At 67.6% G+C, this 22505-nt stretch carries 17 protein-coding genes; 6 read left to right on the forward strand and 11 right to left on the reverse strand.

The features are described from left to right. Positions 1 to 41 precede the first annotated feature (41 nt). From ACZ9AQ_RS01440 to ACZ9AQ_RS01450, 3 genes are read left to right on the forward strand one after another with little or no spacing between them, the layout of a single operon-like run. Positions 42 to 2564 (forward strand): glycoside hydrolase family 3 protein, encoded by a 2523-nt coding sequence (locus ACZ9AQ_RS01440; RefSeq protein WP_429201337.1) that lies wholly within the window; start codon positions 42 to 44, stop codon positions 2562 to 2564. Further along, the gene (locus ACZ9AQ_RS01445) at positions 2561 to 3541 is read left to right on the forward strand and encodes a glucokinase (protein ID WP_429201336.1); all 981 of its coding nucleotides are present in this window, start codon (positions 2561 to 2563) and stop codon (positions 3539 to 3541) included. The genes ACZ9AQ_RS01440 and ACZ9AQ_RS01445 overlap by 4 nt, the downstream gene beginning before the upstream one ends. A 13-nt stretch (positions 3542 to 3554) precedes the next feature. Further along, on the forward strand, positions 3555 to 4859 hold the full coding sequence (locus ACZ9AQ_RS01450; RefSeq protein WP_429201334.1) for a sugar MFS transporter: 1305 nt from the start codon (positions 3555 to 3557) through the stop codon (positions 4857 to 4859). 72 nt (positions 4860 to 4931) lie between these two features. Here ACZ9AQ_RS01450 and ACZ9AQ_RS01455 read toward each other — a convergent pair whose 3' ends face one another. The 4 genes from ACZ9AQ_RS01455 to ACZ9AQ_RS01470 form a co-directional block, all read right to left on the reverse strand. Continuing rightward, positions 4932 to 6449 carry a tryptophan halogenase family protein gene (locus ACZ9AQ_RS01455; RefSeq protein WP_429201332.1) on the reverse strand — a complete coding sequence of 506 codons (1518 nt, stop codon included), beginning with the start codon at positions 6447 to 6449 and terminating at the stop codon, positions 4932 to 4934. Between the two features lie 10 nt (positions 6450 to 6459). Beyond that, positions 6460 to 7473 carry a cupin-like domain-containing protein gene (locus tag ACZ9AQ_RS01460; RefSeq protein ID WP_429201330.1) on the reverse strand — a complete coding sequence of 338 codons (1014 nt, stop codon included), beginning with the start codon at positions 7471 to 7473 and terminating at the stop codon, positions 6460 to 6462. Continuing rightward, positions 7457 to 8167, reverse strand: a complete 711-nt coding sequence (locus ACZ9AQ_RS01465; protein WP_429201328.1) for a SapC family protein — start codon at positions 8165 to 8167, stop codon at positions 7457 to 7459. The genes ACZ9AQ_RS01460 and ACZ9AQ_RS01465 overlap by 17 nt, the downstream gene beginning before the upstream one ends. A 160-nt stretch (positions 8168 to 8327) precedes the next feature. Then, entirely contained in the window at positions 8328 to 11357 is a 3030-nt protein-coding gene (locus ACZ9AQ_RS01470) for a TonB-dependent receptor (RefSeq protein WP_429201326.1), read from the reverse strand. 534 nt (positions 11358 to 11891) lie between these two features. Here ACZ9AQ_RS01470 and ACZ9AQ_RS01475 point away from each other — a divergent pair. The 3 genes from ACZ9AQ_RS01475 to ACZ9AQ_RS01485 all read left to right on the forward strand — a co-directional run bounded on the left by ACZ9AQ_RS01475 (position 11892) and on the right by ACZ9AQ_RS01485 (position 14916). Beyond that, on the forward strand, positions 11892 to 12749 hold the full coding sequence (locus ACZ9AQ_RS01475; protein ID WP_429201324.1) for a polysaccharide deacetylase family protein: 858 nt from the start codon (positions 11892 to 11894) through the stop codon (positions 12747 to 12749). 19 nt (positions 12750 to 12768) lie between these two features. Next, positions 12769 to 13578 carry a glycoside hydrolase family 16 protein gene (locus ACZ9AQ_RS01480; protein ID WP_429201322.1) on the forward strand — a complete coding sequence of 270 codons (810 nt, stop codon included), beginning with the start codon at positions 12769 to 12771 and terminating at the stop codon, positions 13576 to 13578. Between the two features lie 246 nt (positions 13579 to 13824). Beyond that, positions 13825 to 14916, forward strand: coding sequence for an NADH:flavin oxidoreductase/NADH oxidase (locus ACZ9AQ_RS01485; protein WP_429201320.1), 1092 nt, complete (start codon positions 13825 to 13827; stop codon positions 14914 to 14916). Here the strand turns inward: ACZ9AQ_RS01485 and ACZ9AQ_RS01490 are convergent. Genes ACZ9AQ_RS01490 through ACZ9AQ_RS01520 form a run of 7 tightly spaced genes read right to left on the reverse strand, consistent with a single transcriptional unit; the run spans position 14907 to position 22496 of the window. Further along, positions 14907 to 16016, reverse strand: coding sequence for a LytR C-terminal domain-containing protein (locus ACZ9AQ_RS01490; RefSeq protein WP_429201318.1), 1110 nt, complete (start codon positions 16014 to 16016; stop codon positions 14907 to 14909). The two genes, ACZ9AQ_RS01485 and ACZ9AQ_RS01490, sit on opposite strands and share 10 nt — an antisense overlap. Before the next feature lie 12 nt (positions 16017 to 16028). Next, positions 16029 to 16964, reverse strand: coding sequence for a type II secretion system F family protein (locus tag ACZ9AQ_RS01495; protein ID WP_429201316.1), 936 nt, complete (start codon positions 16962 to 16964; stop codon positions 16029 to 16031). 7 nt (positions 16965 to 16971) lie between these two features. After that, the gene (locus ACZ9AQ_RS01500) at positions 16972 to 17964 is read right to left on the reverse strand and encodes a type II secretion system F family protein (protein WP_429201314.1); all 993 of its coding nucleotides are present in this window, start codon (positions 17962 to 17964) and stop codon (positions 16972 to 16974) included. Positions 17965 to 17999: 35 nt separating this feature from the next. Next, a complete protein-coding gene (locus tag ACZ9AQ_RS01505; protein ID WP_429201313.1) occupies positions 18000 to 19352 on the reverse strand; it encodes a TadA family conjugal transfer-associated ATPase in 1353 nt (450 codons plus the stop codon). A 45-nt stretch (positions 19353 to 19397) separates the two neighbouring features. Then, a complete protein-coding gene (locus tag ACZ9AQ_RS01510) occupies positions 19398 to 20573 on the reverse strand; it encodes a CpaE/TadZ family protein (RefSeq protein WP_429201311.1) in 1176 nt (391 codons plus the stop codon). Between the two features lie 40 nt (positions 20574 to 20613). Next, the gene (locus tag ACZ9AQ_RS01515; protein ID WP_429201309.1) at positions 20614 to 20883 is read right to left on the reverse strand and encodes a hypothetical protein; all 270 of its coding nucleotides are present in this window, start codon (positions 20881 to 20883) and stop codon (positions 20614 to 20616) included. 14 nt (positions 20884 to 20897) lie between these two features. Next, positions 20898 to 22496 carry a type II and III secretion system protein family protein gene (locus tag ACZ9AQ_RS01520; RefSeq protein ID WP_429201307.1) on the reverse strand — a complete coding sequence of 533 codons (1599 nt, stop codon included), beginning with the start codon at positions 22494 to 22496 and terminating at the stop codon, positions 20898 to 20900. Positions 22497 to 22505: the final 9 nt, after the last annotated feature.

The following is a 22505-nucleotide window of genomic DNA, read 5'->3' on the forward strand; positions in this document are numbered from 1 at the left end:
AATAAGCGTTTACTTCAACGAACAATAAAGCGAGACAACCCATGACCTTCAAGCTTCGTCCTTCCACGCTGGCCCTTTCCATCGCCCTGGCCCTGCCGGCCGTCTGCGGCGCCGCCGCCCCGGTCGATACCCAATTGGCCGACTGGCCGCGCGTGACCAGCGCCATCGAGAAGGATGAGGCGATCGAGAAGCGGGTCAGGGAAATCGTCGGCAAGATGACCCTGGCGCAGAAGATCGGCCAGATGACCCAGCCCGAGATCAAGACCGCCAGGCCCGAGGACGTGACCAGGTACTACCTCGGTTCGGTCCTGAACGGCGGCGGCAGCTGGCCGAACAACAACAAGGCGGCCGACGCGAAGGAATGGCTGGCGCTGGCCCAGGCCTACCACGCGGCCTCGATGAAGACCGACATGGCGATCAAGGTGCCGGTGGTGTGGGGCACGGACGCGGTCCACGGCCACAACAACGTGCCGGGCGCCACCCTATTCCCGCACAATATCGGCCTGGGCGCGGCGCGCAATCCGCAGCTGATGCGCGAGATCGGCGCCGCCACCGCGAAAGCGGTGCGCGCGACCGGCATCGCCTGGGTGTTCGGCCCGACCCTGGCCGTGGTGCGCGACGACCGTTGGGGCCGCACCTACGAAAGCTATGCCGAGCATCCGGAAGTCGTGCGCAGCTATGCCGGCGAATACGTCAAGGGAATGCAGGGCGTGTTCAAGGACGACGCCAACACCATCGCCACCGCCAAGCACTTCATCGGCGACGGCGGCACCAAGAACGGCAAGGACCGCGGCGTGACCGAGGCCAGCGAAGCGGACCTGATCAACATCCACGGCGCCGGCTACGTCCCGGCATTGGCGGCGGGCGCACAGACCGTGATGACCTCGTTTAACAGCTGGACCGATACCACGACCGGCACCGAATACGGCAAGCTCCATGGCAGCAAGGCGGCGATCACCGATATCCTCAAGGGCAAGATGGGCTTCGACGGCTTCGTCGTCACCGACTGGAACGGCATCGGCGAAGTGAAGGGCTGCCGCAACGACAGCTGCGCCCAGGCGATCAACGCCGGCAACGACATGATCATGGTGCCGGACGACTGGAAGGCCTTTATCGCCAACACCATCAAGCAGGTGGAAAGCGGCGAGATCCCGATGTCGCGCATCGACGACGCCGTCTCGCGCATCATCCGCGTCAAGCTGCGCGCCGGCCTGTTCGACAAGAGCCCGATGCAGAACGCCCACGCCGGCAAGGATGACGCGATGCAGGCGCGGCTGCTTGCGCGCCGGGCGGTGCGCGAGTCGCTGGTGCTGCTCAAGAACGAAGGCCCGGCCCTGCCCATCAAGCGCGGCCAGAAGATCCTGGTGGTGGGCAAGAGCGCCGACGAGCTGTCGAACCAGAGCGGCGGCTGGTCGATCACCTGGCAGGGCACCGCCACCACCAATGCCGACTTCAAGAACGCCGACACCATCCTGGCCGGCATCCGCGAGGCCGCAGGCAAGGACAACGTCAGCTTCAGCCTCGACGCGAAGGGCGTCGACGTGTCGAAGTTCGACGTCGTGGTCGCCGTCATCGGCGAGCGTCCGTATGCCGAAGGCGACGGCGACATCCACCCGTCCGGCACCTTGCGCCACAGCAGCCGCTATCCGGAAGACCTCGCCGTGCTGAAGGCCGTCGCCGGCAAGGGCAAGCCGGTGGTCACGGTGATGGTCACCGGCCGTCCGGTGTTCGCCAACGACCTGCTCAACCTGTCGGACACCTTCATCTCGGCCTGGCTGCCGGGCTCCGAGGGCAAGGGCGTGTCGGACCTGCTGGTCGAAGGACAGCAACGCTACGACTTCCGCGGCGTGCTGCCGTTCTCGTGGCCGAAGTCGGCCTGCCAGGTCAAGCTCAACGTCGGCGACAAGGATTACGCGCCGCTGTTCGCCTATGGCTATGGCTTGAAGGCCGGCACCCGTTCCAGGCTGGGCAAGCTCGATGAGAGCTATCCGCAAGGCGGCTGCAGCGCCGGCAACACCTTCCCGGTGTTCAGCCAGGCCGACCGCCTGAGCTATCCGCTGGCGATCCGCTCGGGCCAGCAGAGTACCGTGCTGGGCGCCGACCTGAACGCCAGCTTCCAGCTGCCGAACATCACCGTCACCACCGCCCAGGTCAACACCCAGCAGGACGCCAAGCTGGGCGCCTGGACTGGCCCCGCCACGCTGGAAGCGCGCGGCGCACGCGCCATCGTGCTGCCCGGCGCCGCCGTCAAGGATGGCGCGCTCCGCTTCGACACCATCGTCACGAAGGCCCCGGCCGGCAAGGTGACGCTCTCGATGCGCCAGGGCGCGACCAGCGTCGACCTGGATGCGACCGGCCTGTTCAAGCGCTTGGGCGTCGGCGCCAAGAACACCGTCGCGATTCCGCTGTCGTGCTTCCAGGCCAAGGGCCTGGACCTGGCCAAGGTCGACACGCCGTTCGCCGTCACCAGCGACGCCGCGTTCTCGGCGGCCTTCGCCAATATCGAAATCGCCGGCGGCGCGGCGAAGGAAGCCGGCGCCGTGCAGTGCGGTGAACTGAAATGACGCGAGAGGCGACGACTGAGCTGCGCCTGCTGGCCGACGTCGGCGGCACCAACGCGCGTTTCGCCCTGCAGTCGGATCCCTCCCGGGGATTCGACGACATCGAGGTGCTGCCGGCCAGCGACTATCCGACGCTGGGCGACGCGATGCGCACTTACCTCGCCAATGCCAGGGGCCGCGGATTGGCGGTCGATACGGTCCGCCATGCGGCGATCGCGATCGCCAATCCGGTCGAAGGCGACGAGATCAGGATGACCAACCACCATTGGCAGTTCTCGATCGAAGCCCTGCGCCTGGAGCTGGGTTTGACGACGCTGTTGATGGTGAACGACTTCGCCGCGCTGGCGATGTCGCTGCCGCACCTGGCGCAGCACGGCCGCAGGCAGATCGGCGGCGGCATCGAACTGCCCAACCGGACGATCGGCCTGATCGGCCCCGGCACTGGCCTGGGCGTCTCGGGCGTGGTGCCGGCGGGAGACCGCTGGATCGCGCTGTCCGGCGAAGGGGGCCACGTCAGTTTCGCACCCGTCAGCCGCGACGAGGTCGCGATCCTGGAAGCGCTGTGGGGAGAGTACGGCCACGTTTCGGCCGAACGCCTGCTGTCTGGCATGGGCATGGAACTGATCCACTGGGCGCGCACTGGCAAGCGCCTCAAGGCCGCCGACATCACTGCCGCCGCGCTGGACGGCTCATCAAGCGAATGCGAAGGCTCGACGCGGGTGTTCTGCGCCATCCTGGGCAGCGTGGCCGGCAACGTCGCACTGACGCTCGGCGCGACCGGCGGCATGTATATCGGCGGCGGCATCGTGCCGCGCCTGGGTCCCATCTTCGAACGATCGGCTTTCCGCGCGCGCTTCGAAGACAAGGGGCGCCTCGGCGATTACCTGTCCCGCATACCGACCTACCTCATTACCGAACAGTATCCCGCCTTGCGCGGGGTTTCGGCTATGCTGTCGGATCACGTCGCAACTCTGCAATAATAACGGAGACTCCATGCAGAACCCAATCCAGAACCCCACCGTGGCCAGCGCCGCAACGGAAGGGGAGCACAATCCGCACACCGGTGCGCTGGTCATCGTGACCATCCTGTTCTTCATGTGGGGGCTCATCACCTCGCTGAACGACGTCCTGATCCCGCACCTGAAGTCGATCTACACCCTCACCTACATGCAGGCGATGCTGGTGCAGTTCTGCTTCTTCGGCGCCTACTTCATCGTCTCGCTGCCGGCCGGCGCGCTGATCCGCCGCCTGGGCTACCAGAACGGCGCGGTCACCGGCCTGATGATCGCGGCCGCCGGCTGCGCCCTGTTCTACCCGGCCTCGAACGGCGGCTACGGCATGTTCCTGTTCGCCCTGTTCGTGCTGGCCAGCGGCATCACCATCCTGCAGGTGGCGGCCAACCCCTACGTCACCGCGCTGGGACCGGCGCGCACCGCGGCCAGCCGCCTGACCCTGACCCAGGCCTTCAACTCGCTCGGCACCACCGTGGCGCCGGCGCTGGGCGGCATATTGATCCTGTCGACCGTGGTGCTCTCCGCCGACGAATTGGCCCTGCTGCCGGCGGCCGAACAGGCCGCGCACAAGGCCGCCGAAGCCGCCGCCGTGCAAGGCCCTTACCTGGGCCTGGCCGCCGCGCTGGCGCTGCTGGCGGTGCTGTTCGCAATGGCGCGCCTGCCGAAGATCGCCTTCGACGACACGACCGCCGCGGTCGACGCCAAGGGCGGCGCGATGTCGCACCGCAACCTGGTGCTGGGCGCGCTGGGCATCTTCCTGTATGTCGGCGCCGAAGTGAGCATCGGCAGCTTCCTGATCAACTTCATCGGCGAGCCGCACATCGCCGGCCTGTCGCACGCCGACGCGGCGCGCTACGTCAGCATGTACTGGGGCGGCGCCCTGATCGGCCGCTTCATCGGCTTTGCCGTGATGCGTTATGTGAGCCCGGGCAAGTCGCTGGCGGTCACCGCGCTCGGCTCGATCGCACTGGTCCTGACCGCGACCTTCACCGAGGGCAGTCTGGCGATGTGGGCGATCGTGGCCGTGGGCCTGTGCAACTCGATCATGTTCCCGACCATCTTCAGCATGGCGCTGCACGGCCTGGGCAAGTTCACCGGCCAGGGCTCGGGCATCCTGTGCATGGCCATCGTCGGCGGCGCCGTGGTGCCGTTCGCGCAGGGCATCCTGGCCGACACCATCGGCCTGCAGATCTCGTTCCTGGTGCCGGCGGCCTGCTACCTGTTCATCATGTACTACGGCGTCAAGTACGCCAACCTGCACAAGGAGAAGGTCGCGGCCGAGTGAGCGTCGCAGGCCTGAAAGACAAAACGCCCGCGCAGTCTGCGCGGGCGTTTTTTTTGCGCGCCGGGCGCAGTGTTACATCGGCGCGGCGCAGTAGCGCGCGACGTATTGCTGGTGCGTCGGCAGCTGGCTCACGGTCTTGTCGACGCTGGCCTTGATCGAACCGAGGAAGTGGGCCAGTTCCTCGTCGCCCATCAGGTCGGCCGACTGGTGGTGCTGCAGCGGTGTGATGCCCTGGCCCAGCATGACCTGGATCCACGAATTCTCGGCGAACAGCTCGTTGGGAACGCGGAATACCCGCCCGGTCTCGCGGAACAGGTCGATCCGGTGCTGGAGCGAGGCCGGCACCGTCATGTCGCGCGCCTCGCGCCAGTATGGCGTGTCGCCGCGGTTGGTGACCTTGTAGTGCAGGATGATGAAGTCGCGGATATGCTCGACCTCGAGCGCCGCCTGGCGGTTGTATTCCTCGACGTCGCTGTGCGCGATGCCGGCGCTCGGGAACATCTGCATCAGGCGCACGATCGAGCGCTGGATCAGGTGGATGCTGGTCGATTCGATCGGCTCCAGGAAGCCGCTGGACAGACCCACCGCGACGCAGTTGCCCTTCCAGACCTGCCGCCGCTGCCCCGGCGTGAAGCGCAACACGCGCGGCTTCATCAGGGCTTCGCCTTCGACGTTGGCCAGCAGCGCGCCGATGGCCTGCTCCTGTTCGACGTGGCGGCTCGAGAACACCATGCCGTTGCCCACCCGGTGCTGCAGCGGGATGCGCCACTGCCAGCCGAAGCCGTGGGCGATCGAGCGCGTGTACGGCACCGCGTCGCCGCTTGATGCCGTCTGCAAGGCGGCGGCGCTGTCGTTGAACAGCCATTGCGACCAGTCCTGGTACTCCACGCCCAGCGCCTGCCCGATCAGCAGCGCGCGGAAACCCGTGCAGTCGATGAACAGGTCGCCCTCGATGTCGGCGCCCGAATCGAGGGTGAGCGAGCGGATATGCCCGGTCAGGGCGCTGGTGGTCACGTCGACGATCTTGCCCTCGATGCGCTGCACGCCGAAGCGTTCGCTGAAGGCGCGCAGGTACTTCGCATACGCCGTCGCATCGAGGTGGTAGGCGTAGTTCATGCCGCCGCGCGGCAGGTGGGCGAAGCGGTTCTCGCGCGCGGCGCGCAGCTCGAGGCAGTAGTCGCCGTAGTCGCCGGCCAGGCCGCGCTCGCGGCCCTTGCGCCAGAAATGCTGGAAGCCGGCGGTCCAGTGGTCGGTGCCGGTCAGGCCGAACGAGTGGATGTAGTCTTCGTTCACATTGCGCCAGCCCTCGAAGGCGATGCCCAGCTTGAAGGTGGCCTTGGTCGCCGCCATGAATTCCTGCTCGTTGATCTCGAGCAGGTTATGGAAGTTGATCAGGGTCGGAATGGTGGCTTCGCCCACGCCGACCGTGCCGATCTCGTCCGACTCGATCAGCTTGATGTCGAGGCGCTTGCCCAGCACCTTCGAGATGCAGGCGGCCGCCATCCAGCCGGCGGTGCCGCCGCCGGCGATCACCACGCGCCGGATCGGGCGTCCCTTGAAATCGCCCTCATGGCTGTTCTTCTGTTCCATGCTTGTCTCCTCAGCGGTTCATCCGCTTTAATAATTGGGCCCGGATCGCGCGCGCCGCATCGTCGTCGAGCGGCCCGAGCACGCGGCGCGCGGCTTGCGGGATATGGGCCGCGGTGTCGGCGTCGGCCTCGAACACGTAGTGGCGAAACAGCTCGGCCCAGGCCTTGCGCTGTTCGGGCGGCAGGTCGCGCACCGACATCAGCGCATGCATCAGCGCGTTGGTCGGGGTGTCCATCCATTCCGGCGACTGGCGCCACCAGTAATTGACCAGCACGTTGAAGGCGTCGAGCGCCTGGACGTGGTGCCACCACATGCTGGGGATGAACAGGGCGTCGCCGGGCGCCATCTCGGCCACCTGCGCATGTTCCAGCGCTTCGGCGAAGCGCGGGAAGCGCGCGTAGTCGGGCCTGGCGAAATCGACCAGGCTGATGGCCTGGCCGGCCGGCGTGAAGTCGAGCGGACCGACGTACAGGTTGTGCTGCTGGCCGGGCGGGAACAGCGTGAAGCGGCGGTTCCCGACCGCGACGCACGCCAGGTTGTCGGGCAGGTCGTAGTGGGCCGCGATGACGGTGCGGTTGCCGATCCAGATGCTGGCCAGCGCGTCGCGCGCGCCGAGGTCGACGTCGTTCTCGGCGCGAAAGCCGGGCAGCGCGGTGTCGATCGTGGTCGAGCCGACGTAGATGGTCGGCGGCGGCGTGGTGGCCAGGTGCTTGGCCAGTTCGTCGAGCACGGTGTCCAGGCGCACCCGCACCGGATAGAAATTGAAGCCGCTCAGGTCCTCGTTGTAGAAGAAGCGCCCCTCGGTCTCGGGCGCGCCCAGCATGGCGTTGACGGTGGCGTCGCGGTACCAGCGGCGCAGGTAGGCGTCGGCGTCGCGCGGCGAGGCCAGCCCGGCCTTGACCATGGGCCAGTCGGCCACCAGGCCGCGCAGCAGCAGCGGCTCGGTCGACGCGAGAATCTCGGGGCCGAGTTCGCCGGGACGCAGGCCGGCGATCTCGCGTACCCGCTTAGCGATGGGCAGCATGGCGGCGGTTCTTGCGGTCGATCAGGCCGCGCAGGTTGGACAGGGACGCGAGCGCGAACCAGATCGGTCCCAGGTAGCCGGCCCGGTGCAGTTCGGCGACCGCGCCGGCGTCGAGGGCGGCCAGGCGTTCCTCGTTGATGGTGTAGAAGCCCGACATGCGGCTTTGCGCGCCGTTGTCGAACTCGATCTCGAGCGCGAACGGCTCGAGCAGCGCGTGGCGCTCCAGGGCGTCGATGAAGCCAGGCTCGAACTGCAGGCCGTGGTGGATCGTCGACAGCAGGCCGTCGACGTGGGCCAGGTAGTCGCTGTTGCCGCCATGCGGCTTGAATACCGGCTCGCCCTCGGTGCGGCTCACGCGCGGGTGGTCGAGGTCGACCTGGATCATCAGCTCGTCGCCGCTGCGGCCGATCAGGAATGGCTGGCGCTCCAGCAGCAGCGGCACCACCGGGGCATCCCAGCGTCCGTCTTCCAGGAACAGGTTCTCGTCCTCGGTGAAGCCGAGCAGCGCGATCGCCTCGTAACGCGCCTGGGCGTCGTCGCGGCGGAAGATGATCGGATAGTGCCCCTGCAGCGAGCGGAATTCGGCGGCGAAGGTCAGCACCCAGGCGACCTCGCTGCCCAGGCCGGGGCGGTGGCCGGTGATGACGCGCAGGTCCTTGTGCTCGATATTGTTCAGCAAGGCGATGTTGGGCATGGATGTCTCGTTGTCGTTATGGGGCCGGCGGGAAACGACAACGGCGGACCGGCATGGTGCCGACCCGCCGCTGGTTCCGGCGCTCGAGGCCGGTGCGTGAAGTCTACCCCGAAAGCGGGCCCGGGAAAACGCCTCCCGGGCCCGCCCCGTCAGGTGGCGATCAGAACTTGTAGCGGGCGGCCACCATGTAGCGCGGGCCCGACTGCGACACGAACAGCAGCTGGTGCTTGTTGCGGCCGTGGATGCGCTGGATCTCGTCGGTCAGGTTGATGCCTTCGAACGACAGGGTCAGGTTCTTGTTCACGTTGTAGCCGACGCTCAGGTCCAGCTGGCCGTATTCCTCGGTGTAGTTCGGATTCGGACCGGAACCGTCGAAGGTGCCCGACAGGAACTCGTCGCGCCAGTTGTAGGCCGCGCGCACGCTCCACTTGTCGTTCTCGAAGATACCCACCAGGTTGGCCGAGTCGCCCAGGCCCACCAGCGCGAACTGCTCGCCGATGCTCGCATTGTTGTACTTCAGGCCCGAATTCACGTAGGTGTAGTTGGCCTGGAAGCCGAAGCCGCTGTTGCCGAACATGTGCTGGATGTTGAATTCCAGGCCGCGGATGCGCGCCTTCTTCTGGTTCGAGAACGAGGTGATGCGGAAGTCGGCGATCGGGTCGGTCGAGATGCCGGTGATGGTGCCGGTCGGATTGCCCACGCCATCGTCCTCACCCCGCACGACGCCGGGCTGGCCGTTGAAGTTGCGCAGGATGTAGCTGCGGATGCAGGTGGTGTCGGCGGTCGCGCAGCCATTGGCCAGCGCCGCGTTCCAGTAAGCGCCGCCCACCGGGGTGTGCAGTCCGAACGGCTGGGCGATCACCTGCGACTGGCCTGCGTAGTTGTCCAGGTGCTTGCGGAAGTGGTTGATCGACACGAAGCTCTGGCGATCGTAGTACCACTCCAGCGCCAGGTCGATGTTCTTCGACTTGACCGGCTCCAGCGACGGATTGCCCTGCGAACCGGTGCCGCCCTCGACCCGCGCCAGGGTGTTCAGGATCTGGCCGCCGGCGATCTGGTCGTAGCGTGGGCGGCCGATGGTCTCGCCGTAGCTGAAGCGGCCCTTGAGGTCGGAGCGCAGCTGGATGTCGGCGTCGAAGGTCGGCAGCACATGGCTGTACTTGCCCTTCAGGTTGGTGAAGGCGGCCTCGCCGAACACGATCGGGAATTCATTCTGCGACACCCAGTTGATCGCGGTCGCGGTCGGCACCAGCGCGGTCGAGCTGACGTCGGTCTTCTCGTAGCGCACGCCGAACGAGGTATTGACCGGGAAGCGGGTATCCCATTCGGTGTTGAACTGCAGGTACAGGCTCTTCGATTTTTCCTCGGTGCGCTGGTCGGTGTCCCAACCGGTCTTGGGCAGGTACAGGTCGGGCAGGCCCGACGCCGCGGCGGCCAGCTTGCGCACCTCGTCGAAGTTGAAGGTGTTGAAGCGGTTGAACAGGGCCGGGTTGCCGCTGCCGTTGATGTTGTCGAAGTACTTGTTGAGCGTCTCGGCGTGGAACACGCCGGCCGGATAGTCGTCCGGGCTGGTGGCGCCGCCCCAGGTGTCGCGCTGCTGGACCGAGAAGGCCGAACGGTAGTCGACCTTGGTCGCGCCCAGGCCGAATTTCAGTTCCGACGCTTCCAGCATCTTCCAGCTGCCGTGGGTCTGGATCTGGTCGATCTCGGTCTTCATGTAGCCGTTCTCGAACACCGAGCCGGTCACTTGCTGCGGCGCGCGCGCGAAGTCGGCGCCCTGGATGCTCAGCACCGGGAAGTCCTGCGAGAAGTCGACGCTGGTGGTGCCGCGGCTGAAGCTGGCGGTGCCCAGGGTATTGCTCGAGCCGAACGGGCTGTTGGGCGTCGATTCGGCGGTCGAATGGTGGGCGTCGAGCTCCAGCCGGATGTCGCTGTTCACGCGCCACACGGTGTTAAAGCCCAGCGACTTGTTCTCGGTCCTGGTCGCGAAGTCGGCGCCGCCCATGGCGATGTCGCTGGTGGCCGGGTTGATGATCTCGGTGTAGACCAGCGGCGCGGCGACCGGGCCGTCGGTCCAGGTGCTCGACGACGGGCCGAAGTTGAACCAGGCCGACATGTCGTTGCGGCGGGTGTGGATCTTGTTTTCGGAGTAGGTGTAGTCGAGGGTCGAGGTGATCGACTTGTTCGGCGCGAACTGGAACACCACCTGGCCGTTGGTGCGCTCGCGCTGCACGCCGGAGAGGTTGTAGTTCAGGTTTTGCGGCACCTGGTACAGGTCGGTCGGGCCCGGGCGGTTGGTGATGTTTTCCGAGCCCGGCGTGCCCGGCTGCGCAATGGTGCCCCAGTTGTTCTCGTCGCCGCGGAACGGGCCTTTCCAGCCGTTCGACACCGAGGCGCGGTTGTAGCCCAGGTTGCGTTCCTGGTAGCTGGCCGACAGGCCGATGCCGAAGCGGCCGTCGGCCGAGGTATTGCTGTAGATGCCGGAGATTTCCGGGGTCAGCTTGTCGCCGTGCTGCAGGTCATCCGGCAGGTTGGTGGCCGAGGTGTCGTGCACGCCCTTGATGCCGATGCTGGCCTGCATGCCCGGCCGCGACAGCGGGCGCGCGGTGACCACGTTGATGGTGGCGCCGATGCCGCCGGTTGGGGTTTCGGCGCGGCTCGACTTGTACACCTGCAGCTGCGAAATCGCTTCCGAGGCGATGTTGGCGAAATCGTAGGCGCGGCCGTTACGGTCGCCCAGGCTCGAGGTGGGCATCTGGCGGCCGTTGAGCAGCACCAGGTTGAAGTCGGGACCCACGCCGCGCACGGTGACCCTGGAGCCTTCGCCGATCTCGCTGCGGTCGATCGACACGCCCGAGATGCGCTGCAGCGATTCGGCCAGGTTAGTGTCCGGGAACTTGCCGATGTCTTCGGCGACGATGCCGTCGACGAAGCCTTGCGCATTGCGCTTGAGGTTCAGCGACGATTCGAGACTGGCGCGCAGGCCGGTGACGACCACGGTCTGGGTCGAGGTCGGGGTCGGGTTCTGGGCCGCGGGATTGCTGGCGGTGTCGACGGCCTGGTTCGGCGCGCTGGTCGCGGTATCGGCCGGCGCGGTCGCCTGCTCCTGCGCGAACGCCGGAATGAATGCCGAGCATGCGCTGGCGACTGCCAGGCTGATCAGAGTCTGTTTAGCCTTCGGGTAGTACATGTCTTCTCCTGTCTTTTTTATAAATATGACCGTCGCCTAGCTACGGTGTCTCCGCCAAATCGGACGCATTGCGGCGTGCGTCGCCTTCCGCTACTACCCCGCTATTACCTGTTCCCGGCCGCCTCCCGGCCAGGCGAACCTGCGGCGCCGCACCGGGCAACGCAGCGAGGCCGACCGGCTGGTGCCGGCGGCCTCGCCAGGTGGATTGCCCGGTGCGCAGCGCGCTGTTTCATGTGTCCTCGGCTCCTTGGCCTTGGCGGGCCGTTCGGGGGATCGAAGCTGACTCGTTCGGAACATGGAAACGTTTCCATGTAGCTGTTTGAATATTAGGGTTAGGAAAAAAAATTGTCAACGGAATATTCCATAACGTTATGGGGGTATCTGACGTTGTTTTGCAACACTATGGTGCAGTCCCAAAGCACGATGCGGTGAGCCGTCGGCGCCGCATCCTGTCATCTCTCTCGTTGACACCTGTTTTTGGGCGGTGCTATAGTCGAGTTGACTTTATGGTAACGTTTCCAAACTGGAGCACGGATGCACCATTTTCTTGCCCGCCTCGCGCGCCGCGCCATCATCCGGACCGGCCTGCTCGCGGCCGGCTTTACCTTCGTCATGACGGCGCCCGTGCAGGCAGCCGATGCCGGCTTCGCCTGGCCCGGCGGGGCGCGCGCGGCGGTCAGCCTGGCCTATGACGATGCTCTCGATTCCCAGCTCGACCACGCCATCCCCGTGCTCGACCGCCACGGCATCAAGGGGACGTTCTACCTCGAGCTGTCCAGACCATCGGTGGCCGCGCGCATGCGCGACTGGCGCGCCGCGGCCGCGAACGGCCACGAGCTGGGCAACCACAGCCTGTTCCACCAGTGCTCGGGCGCGGGCCCGGACCGCACCTGGGTCGCGCCGCACCGCGACCTCGACACCACGACACGCGAGCAGATGCGCGACCAGGTCCTGCTCGGCAACACGATGCTGGCCGCGATCGACGGCCGTCACGAGCGCACCTATACCGCGCCCTGTTTCGACGTGGACGCCGGCGGCGGCGACTACCTGACGCCGCTGCACGCGAGCTTCGTGGCGATCAAGGCGGGCAAGGGAGCGTCCATACCGGCGTCGATGGCGGCGCTCGATCCGTTCCGGGTGACGTCGAGCGCGCCGGTGGGCGCGAGCGGTGCGGAACTGATCGCGCAGGTCAGGCAGGCGGCGGCGCAGGGCACCATGATCGCCTTCACCTTCCACGGCATCGGCGGCGACCACCTGAGCGTGTCGTCGCAAGCGCACGAGGAATTGGTCCGCTTCCTCGCCGCCCATCGCGAGGTGTACTGGACCGACACCTTCCTCAACATCATGAAGCACGTCAGGCAGCGGCAGGCAGCCACGCCCGCAGCGCGATGACGTCACCCCAAGGAGACGCATGAAAACGATCGCCACACTGGCTGCGCTGCTCGCGCTGGCCGCCAGCGCGGGCTGCGCCACGCAGCCCGCCGCCGCCATCCCCGCCCCGCCCGGCTGGACCCTCGCATGGAGCGACGAATTCGACGGCGCGGCGCTGGACCGCAGCAAATGGCTCCCTGAGACCGGTGGCCATGGCTGGGGCAACAACGAGATGCAGTTCTATACCGGCCGGCCGGAGAACGTGCGCGTGGAGGACGGCCACCTGGTGATCGAGGCGCGCAAGGAACGCTACGAAGGCAAGGACTACACCTCGGCGCGGCTCAAGACGGCCGGACTGAAGGAAACCCAGTACGGCCGCTACGAGGCGCGCATCAAGGTGCCGAAGGGCCAGGGCATCTGGCCCGCATTCTGGATGCTGGGCGCGAACATCGGCCAGGTCGGCTGGCCGAAGAGCGGCGAGATCGACATCATGGAAATCATCGGCAAGGAGCCAGCCAATGCCTACGGCACCCTGCACGGGCCGGGCTATTCGGGCGAGCACGCCAACAGCCGCGCCAGCACGCTCGAGGGCGCGCAGTACGGCGACGACTTCCACGTGTTCGCCGTCGAATGGGAGCCGAAACAGATCCGCTGGTACCGCGACGGCATCCACTACCACACCGCGACGCCGGATACCGTCAAGGGCGAGTGGGTGTTCGAGCATCCGTTCTTCGTGCTGCTGAACCTGGCCGTGGGCGGCTACTGGCCGGGCTATCCGGATGCCGCGACCCCGTTCCCGCGCCAGATGCTGGTCGATTACGTGCGGGTATATCGCAAGGCCGCGCCCTGACGGCCCCGCCGGGCGGCCAGGATTCCGGGCCGCTTCCTGCAAACAATTTGCATTGGTGCGAGAATACGGTCAGGCACGCAACCCTGACGCAGGGTGCATGCCAGGACCGATTCGACAATCCCGATCTTCTTCCACAGCGACCACAGACGCGAGCCGCCACTTGCTGCCGGCGCGCCAGCGCGCCGTTCTCATCGCGTTCTCATCGTTCTCGCCGCTGCGTGTTGAAGCATCACTTGGAAAGCACCAATGACCGCATTATTCACTCCCTTCACCCTCAAATCCGTCACCCTGCGCAACCGCATCGCGGTGCCGCCAATGTGCCAGTACAGCGCCATCGACGGCGTGACCAATGACTGGCACCGCGCCCACTATGCGTCGATCGCGCGCGGCGGCGCCGGCCTGGTGATCGTCGAAGCCACGGCCGTCACGCCGGAAGGCCGCATCACCCCGGGCTGCGCTGGCCTGTGGAACGACGAACAGGTGACCGGCATGGCCGCCATCGCCGCCAGCATCAAGGCCGCCGGTGCGGTGGCCGGCATCCAGATCGGCCACGCCGGTCGCAAGGCGAGCGCCAACCGTCCGTGGGACGGCAACGCGCACATCCCGAACGACGCGCCGGACGGCTGGCAGACCATCGGCCCATCCGCCGTCGCCTTCGGCGGCGACCTGCCGAAAGTGCCGCACGAGATGACCCTGGACGACATCGCACGCGTGCGCCAGGGCTTCGTCGACGCCGCGCGGCGCGCCCTGGCCGCCGGCTTCGAATGGCTGGAGCTGCACTTCGCCCACGGCTACCTGGCGCAATCCTTCCTGTCGCCGCATTCGAACCGCCGCACCGACGCGTACGGCGGCGACCTCGATGGCCGCGGACGCTTCCTGCTCGAGACCCTGGCCGCGGTGCGCGAGGTATGGCCGCAGCACCTGCCGCTGACAGCGCGCATGGGCGTGATCGAATACGACGGTCGCGACGAAGAGACGCTGGCCGAATCGATCGAGCTGACCCGCCGCATGCGCGCGGGCGGCCTGGACATGCTGAACGTGAGCGTCAACTTCACCGTCCCCGACGTCAAGATTCCCTGGGGTTCGGGCTTCCTGGCGCCGGTCGCCAAGCGCGTGAGGGACGAGGCCGGCCTGCCGGTGGCGTCGTCCTGGTATATCGGCGACCCGCAGGTGGCCAACCAGGCGGTGAATGATGAGCAGATGGACCTGGTGATGGTCGGCCGCGAACACCTGGCCGACCCGCACTACACCTTCCGCGCGGCCAAGGAACTGGGCGTGGAAAACCCGTTCGCCATCCTGCCGCCGCAATACGGCTGGTGGCTGGAACGCTACCGGTAAGCCAACCGCTGCTGGTCCGCCGCCGGCGTGGGCGGCGCCAGGCGCAGGGCCGTGCCGTGGCGCGCCAGGTCGCGGCCCAGCACCAGCCGCAGGTTGAAGGGCGCACCAAGGTCGACTTCTTGCAGTCGGGTGTGACCCAGGCGCTGCGCCAGCCTGCGCGCGGCGCCGGCATGGGGCGCCTCGTATTCGATGCGGGTGTGCGCTACCCCGAAGCCCGGCTCGTTCGACACGCGCGTCACCCGGATGCCGGGTTCATCGATGCGATTGGACAGCGCGCGCGCCATGCCGCTCACGCCATTGCCGTTGCGGATCTCCAGGCGCGCGACCTCCGCGGCAGGCGCTGCGGGCCGCGGCGCCTGCCGCAAGGCCGGCAAGCGCCGTAATTCCATCATGCCGTCGGCCGCGACGTGGACGTAGGCCTGGGCCCAGTCGGGGTGTTGCTGCAAGGCGGGCTGCAGCACAGGCTGCAAGCCGGGCTGCAGGTCAGGCTGTAGTGCGGCAGGCTTGGCCAGCGCCTGGCCGATCGAAGCGACCTTGCTGGTGCCGCCGCTGGCGGCGGCGAAGTCGGCCCGCAGGTCGTGCCCGCGCAGCGCCGCCGCCTGCTTGTCCATCTGCGCGGCGCGCTCGGCCTGTCCCAGCGCCGCCAGGGCGTCGCCCAGCAACTGCCAGGCGCGCGGATCGAGCGGGTCGAGCAGGCAAGCCCGTTCCAGCGCGCCCCGCGCTTCCTCGTACGCGCCGCCCAGCAGGTAAGCCTGCCCCAGGTTGGCGAACAAATATGCCTTTCCCGGTCCCGCATCCAGCCCGATCGGCGCCGTCAGCTCGCGCCAGATGGCAGTCGCCCGTTCCAGTTCCCCTCCTTCGGCGTGCAGGGTCGCCAGGCCGTTGCGCGCGCCGGGATGGCCGGGATCGAGCCGCAGCACGGCCTCGTAGGCGCCGCGCGCGGCGTCCGGCTGCTGGGCCAGGTGCTGCGCGCGGCCGGTACGATAGATCTGCTCGGCCTGCGCGCCGGTGTCGAGGGCGGCGCGCCAGCCGAACGGCGAGCAGGCCATCAGGCCGGCGCACAGCAGCGCAAGGCGGGTCATCTTGAGGGTGCGTCGCATGGGAGACTCCTTTTAGCGCGCGAAGGGCAAGGAACCCAGGGTGCGCGAGATCTGGATCGCGGCCGGTCCGAGCAGGACCATCAGCAGCGTCGGAAAAATGCAGAAGATCAGCGGGAACAGCAGCTTGAGACCGATCTTGGCCGCGGTTTCCTCGGCCATCACGCGCCGCTTGTGGCGCAGGTTCTCGGCATGCACGCGCAGCGAGTCGCCGACGCTGGTGCCGAAGCGCTCGGACTGGATCAGCATCGCGACCAGGGTGTCGACGTCGTCCACGCCCGAGCGCAGCGCGAAGTTACGTAGCGCCTTTTCCTTGGAAAAGCCCGCGCGCATCTCCATCAGCACCAGTTGCAGCTCCTGCGACAGCACCACGCTCTTGATGTGGATTTCGGCCGCCACCTTGACCAGCGCCCGCTCCAGGCTCAGGCCGGCCTCGACGCAGACGGTCAAGAGGTCGAGCGCGTCGGGGATGGTCTCGAAAATCTCGCGCCGGCGCCGCTGCACCACGCGCTCGAGCACCGCGTTCGGGGCGTAGTAGCCGAAGGCGGCGCCCAGCAGCAGGATGCCCAGCACCTTGCCGCCGCTGAGGGACGACCCATACAGCACCAGGAATGGCGCGCACATGGCCGGCATCAGGAGCGCAAGCGCGGTCTTGGACGCGAAGTACAGGGTCGGCGCCGAAGGGTTGCGCCAGCCGGCGTTCATGAAACGGGTGCGCAAGGTCGATTTTTCCCAGCCTTCCTCGGGGATCGACAGCCGGGTGAGGGGACGGGCAACGCTGGCGACGCGCTCGATCCAGCGCACCCCCGCTTCCTGCCCGGTGCGCGGGCCGAGGAAGCGGCGCAGGCGCTCGCGCAGGGCCAGCGGCGCGAACAGCACCAGCGCGACCCAGACCAGCAGGCAGACGACGACGAAGACGATCAGCAGGAAAATCAGTTGGGAAGAAGTCATGGGGGCCTCACACGCGGATGCGGATGGTCTTGCGCAGCCACAGCACGCCGAACACGATCATGCCAAGGCCGTACCACAGCAGGCGCACCCCGGACGGATCGGTCCACAGCATGCGCACGTAGGCCGGGCTGCTGACCAGCATCACGCCCATTACGCCGAACGGCAGCAGGCCCAGGATCCAGGCCGACATGCGTCCCTCGGCCGACAGCACGCGCACGTGCGCCACCAGCTTCAGGCGAGCGCGGATGATCTGGCTGATGTTGCCGAGGATTTCAGCCAGGTTGCCGCCCGATTCGCGCTGGATCAGCACCGCGATGATCAGGTAGCGCAGATCGGTCAGCGGGATGCGTTCGGCCAGGCCGTGCAGGGCCTCGTTCATCGGCACGCCGTAGTTGATTTCCTCGCGCGTGATGCGGAACTCGCCGGCCAGCGGCTCGGGCAGCTCGTTGCCGACGATTTGCAGCACGTTGGTGAACGAGTGGCCGGCGCGCAGCGCGCGCGCGATGAAGTCGGCGGCCTCGGGCAGCTGGTGCTCGATGCGCACCAGGCGTCGCATGCGCATGCGGTGCAGCAGCCACCAGGGCAGGAGCAGGCCGCCGATGCAGGCCAGGAGGCGCGCCGGCAGCGGCACGGCGACGGAACTGACGGCGCCCGAGGTCAGCACCAGGGCCGCCACCAGGCAGCCGAGCGAGCCGGCGAGGAACTGGCCGACCGACCAGGTGGCGCCGGCCTGCACCAGCAGCGCATCGATGCGCCGGGCCAGCGTCAAGCGATGCAGCAGGCGGTCCAGCGCCTCGATGCGGCTGTAGCGGCGCTGCTTGAGGATCGAGATCCTTTCGCCGCTGCGGCCGCTCACGCCGCCGGACATGATCTGCAGGCGGCGCGCGATGCGGCGCGCCGCCGCGCCATGGGTGCTCATCCACCACAGATAGAAGCCCTCGACCGCCAGGATCACGGCCGCGAACACCAGCACCACGAAACCATAGAACAAACCGTCCATATGCGCCCTCAGTCGCTCGCTTCAGTCATTCAAGTTCAGTCAAACCTGCGGTCGGGATCGAACGAATCGTCCGGCACCGGGACCCCAAACAGCTTGAGGCGGTCGGCGAAACGCGGACGCACGCCGGTGGCGCTGAAGTGACCCAGCACCTTGCCGTCGACGTCGACCCCGCTCTGCTCGAAGCGGAAGATCTCCTGCATCGAGATGATCTCGCCCTCCATGCCGGTGATTTCCTGCAGGCTGACCAGCTTGCGCGTGCCGTCGGTCAGGCGCGAGACCTGCACCACCACCGTCACCGCCGACACGATCTGCTGGCGGATCGCGCGCGGCGTCAGGTTCACCGCCGCCATGCTGACCATATTCTCCAGCCGCGACAGCGCGTCGCGCGGCGTGTTCGAGTGGATGGTGGCCAGCGACCCTTCGTGGCCGGTGTTCATCGCCTGCAGCATGTCGAGCGCTTCCGGGCCGCGCACCTCGCCCAGGATGATGCGGTCGGGCCGCATGCGCAGCGCGTTGCGCACCAGCGCGCGCTGCGGCACCTCGCCCTTGCCCTCGATGTTGGCCGGTCGCGTCTCCAGGCGCACCACGTGCGGCTGGCGCAGCTGCAGCTCGGCCGCGTCCTCGATCGTCACCACCCGTTCGGTGGCCGGGATGAAGCCCGAGATCAGGTTGAGCAGGGTGGTCTTGCCGCTGCCGGTGCCGCCCGAGATCAGGATGTTGACCTTGGCCATGCCCAGCCCTTCCAGCACCCGGATCATGGGCTGGGTCATGCTTTTATAGTCGAGCAGGTTCTGCACCGTCAGCGGGCTGCCGCCGAAGCGGCGGATCGACAGGATCGGCCCGTCCACCGCCAGCGGCGGAATGATCGCGTTCACCCGCGAGCCGTCCGGCAGCCTGGCGTCGACCATCGGGCTCGACTCGTCCACCCGGCGGCCAACGCGCGAGACGATCTTTTCGATGATCTTCATCAGGTGGGCGTTGTCGTGGAAGGTGATCTCGGTCAGTTCCAGCCGGCCGTGGCGCTCGACGTAGACCTTGTTGGCGGTATTGACCAGGATGTCCGAGATCGAGGGGTCGGACAGCAGCGGCTCGAGCGGGCCGAAGCCCAGCATCTCGTGCTGGATGTCGAGCACCAGGTGGTGCCGCTCGTGCTGGTTGAGGACGATGCGCTCGTCCTCGATGATGCGCTGGACCAGCAGCGCCAGCTCGTGCTTGAACTGCTCGGCGGTCAGGCGCTTGAGCCGCTCCAGGTCGATCCGGTCGAGGATCATCTGGTGCATCAGCTTCTTGAGTTCCTGATAGGCCTGGTTCGGCGCATCCTGCAGCTCGACGCCGACGCTGGTGATGCGCTCCTGGCCGGACAAGGCAAGTCGTTCGCGAAGGGACATATTGCGTCTTTCGTAACGGGATCAATAATAGGATCAGTAACAGGATCAATAAGCGTCGTCCTGGCGCCCGAACAGGCGGTCCAGCAGCCCGCGGCTTTCCTGGACCCGGTGCGCGGTCACCAGCTCGACCATTTCGGCCAGGCTGCGCGCGGCGAAGCTCGAGCGCGACAACTGCAGCACCGGCACGCCCTGGTTCACCGAATCGGTCACCGCGACGTAGTCGTTGGGGAAGGTGTGCACCACCTCGCAGCCGAGCGCCGCATGCAGGTCTTGCAGGCGCAGCTTGCCGCCCTTCTCGTAGCGGTTGACGATCAGGCGGATGTTGTCCAGCACGTAGCCCAGCGAACGGAAGATGTCGAGCAGGCGCCGCGCGTCGCGGATGTCGGGCAGCGCCAGCTGCAGCACCGGATAGATGGTGTCGGTGACGTCCAGCGCGCGCAGCGACACTGCATCGATCTGGCGCCCGACGTCGAGCAGCACGTAGTCGTAGTTCTGGCGCGCCACGCGCAGGATGGTATCGATGTGCTCCGGCTTGGCCTCTTTCGCGTGGCCGGGATCGTCGGCCGCGGCCAGCACGCCAAAACCCGGCGTGACGTGCACCAGGCACGATTCGAGGAAGGGCCCGTCCACGCGCGCGATCTGGGCGCACACGTCCGACATCGTCATGGCCGGCTTCTGGTCCGACACGTACAGGGCGGCGTCGCCGAACTGGCCGTGCAGGTCGATGAGCAAGACCTTCTTGCCCGCCAGCGTGGCCAGCGCATAGCCGAAGTTGGCCGAGATGAAGGTGGCGCCACTGCCGCCCTTGCAGGCGATGAAGGCCAGCACCTTGCCTTCGCGCAGGCTCGACACGCCGGCAGCGGTGGCGATCCGGTCCATCGCCTCATGGAAGGCGCGGTGCACCAGCGGCAATTGCAGCAGCTCGCGCACGCCGGCGCGCATCGCCGTGATCAACAGGTCGGGCTGGTGCTGGTTGGTGAGCAGCATCAACTGCGAACCCGGGTACTGGCGGCCCAGGCGCTCGAGCAACGCGGCCTCCAGCGGTTCCAGCCCGCTGGCGTCGACGATCACCAGTTGCGGGGCGTCCGGTTCCGGGCGGTCGAGCGCTTCGCGCAGGCTGGCGCGGGTGGCGGCCAGATGCAGGGGCGGCACCCGCGCCGCGCCCTGCGAGGCCAGCTCCGCGTACAAGTGACTGTCACGGCTGATCAGGAGCGCTCTCATGGCAACTCCGGACGAGGGACTTCTGCTCCGCGCGCGTCCATCACTGGTCCACCATCGCCGCCGGCGGCCCAAGTTCCGGCCGGGCGAACGAGCGCTGGTAGTTGTCGATGGCGGCGCGCGCGGCGCGGCCATCGAGGCCCAGGGCGGGATCGCGGCTGGCGGCGCCGCTCGGGTCGAGCACCTGGGCCGCCAGGTTGCTGCGGGTGGCCGCGCCGAAGCGCGCATCCCAGTCCGGCGTGGTCGAGACGCACCCCGGCGCGCCGCAGGCGAGCAGCGCCAGCACCGCCCATCGTTTGAATGTGGTTCGCATCGCATTCCCCTATGTCAGTTCGAAGCCGCCGGCGTCAGTTCGAAATTACCGGATGCCGTCCCGGATACCGGACTGGATACCGCGGCCGGCGCTGCGGCGGCGGACGGCTCCCCTTCCAGCCGCCCGCCCAGCATCAGGCCGGCGCGCGACGGCACGACATGGCCGTCGGTGGGCAGCACGTGGCTGCCGCCCGGCAGCGGCTTGACCAGGCGCGCCGTGATCACGAACACCAGCTCGGTGCGGTCCTGCTGGTAGTCGGTGCTGCGAAACAGCGCGCCCAGCACCGGAATCTCGCCCAGGCCCGGCAAGCCCTTCATGTTGGCGATCAGGTTGTTGCGCACCAGGCCGCCGATCGCGAAGCTCTGGCCGTCGTGCAGCTGCACCGTGGTGCTGGCGCGGCGCGTGGTCACCAGCGGCATGATCGCGGTGCCGTTGATGCCGGTGGCGGTGATGCCGATCCCTTCGCGCGACAGTTCGGACACCTCGGGCGACACCTTCAGGTTGATGCGCCCGCCCGACAGAACGGTCGGGGTGAAGCGTACGCCGACCCCGAATTCCTTCTCTTCCAGCGTGACGCGGTCGTCGTCCTGCGACACCGGGATGTAGAACTTGCCTCCGGCCAGGAACGAGCCTTCCTGGCCGCTGATGGCCAGCACGTTCGGCTCGGCCAGGATACGCACCAGGCCATCGAGCTTGTCGGCCTCGATGGCGAAGCGGTTGCCATTGGTCTTGAGCCCCGACAGGCTGCCGCGCGCCAGGCCGGTCAGGAAATCGGTGGCCAGGGTGGTGGTCCAGCTGCCGGAGCCGAAACTGAAGCGGGTGCCGGTCTCGAGCCGTTCGAGCAGGGTGCGCGAGACCTCGGCCACCTTGACCTCGAGCTGCACCTGCTGCGGCGCGCTCACCGCCAGCAGGTTGACCACCCGGGCGCCGGCGCCACCCGCCGCGCCGCCCCCGCCGCCATTCCTTCCCACCACGATCACGCCGTCGGTATCGTTTTCCTTGTCGGCCGCCGGCAGCTGGCGCAGCGGGCGACGCACGTAGGCGCCGGCCAGTTCCACCGCACGCTGCACGGCGGCGGCGTCGCTGACGGTGCCGGTCAGGATCAGGCTGTCGTTGGCCGCCATCACGCGGATGTCCTGCTCGTCCGGCATGGCGGCCTTGAGCGTGGCTTCCAGCCCGCTCGGGTCCATCGCGATGGTGATGTCGATCACGCTGCACAAGCCGCTACGGCCCTGCACGATCATATTGGTGCTGCCGACATCGACGGCGGCGATGTACAAGGTGTCGGGGGCGACCAGCATGGCCTGCACCACGGCCGGGTTGCCGACGCTGCGCCGGGCCACCTTCTCGGGCAGGCGCAGCATGGTCGACTTGCCCATCTGGAGCGCCATCGTGGCCGGCCGCGCCGCCTCGCCGCGGCATCCTTCGGCAGCATGCGCGGGCGGCTCGCCCGCGCTGCGGGTGGGCGCCGGTTTCTTGGGCGCCGGCTTCGGTTCCGCCGCCTGTTGGATGGCGGCGGTGGTGGGCGCGGCGCTGGCCAGGGCCGGGCCGGCCAGCGCTGCGAGGACGGCGGCAAGGGCGACGCGCAATGCGATCGGAGAACGTCGTTTCATGATCGGTCC

The organism is Massilia sp. UYP34 (genome assembly GCF_056279385.1).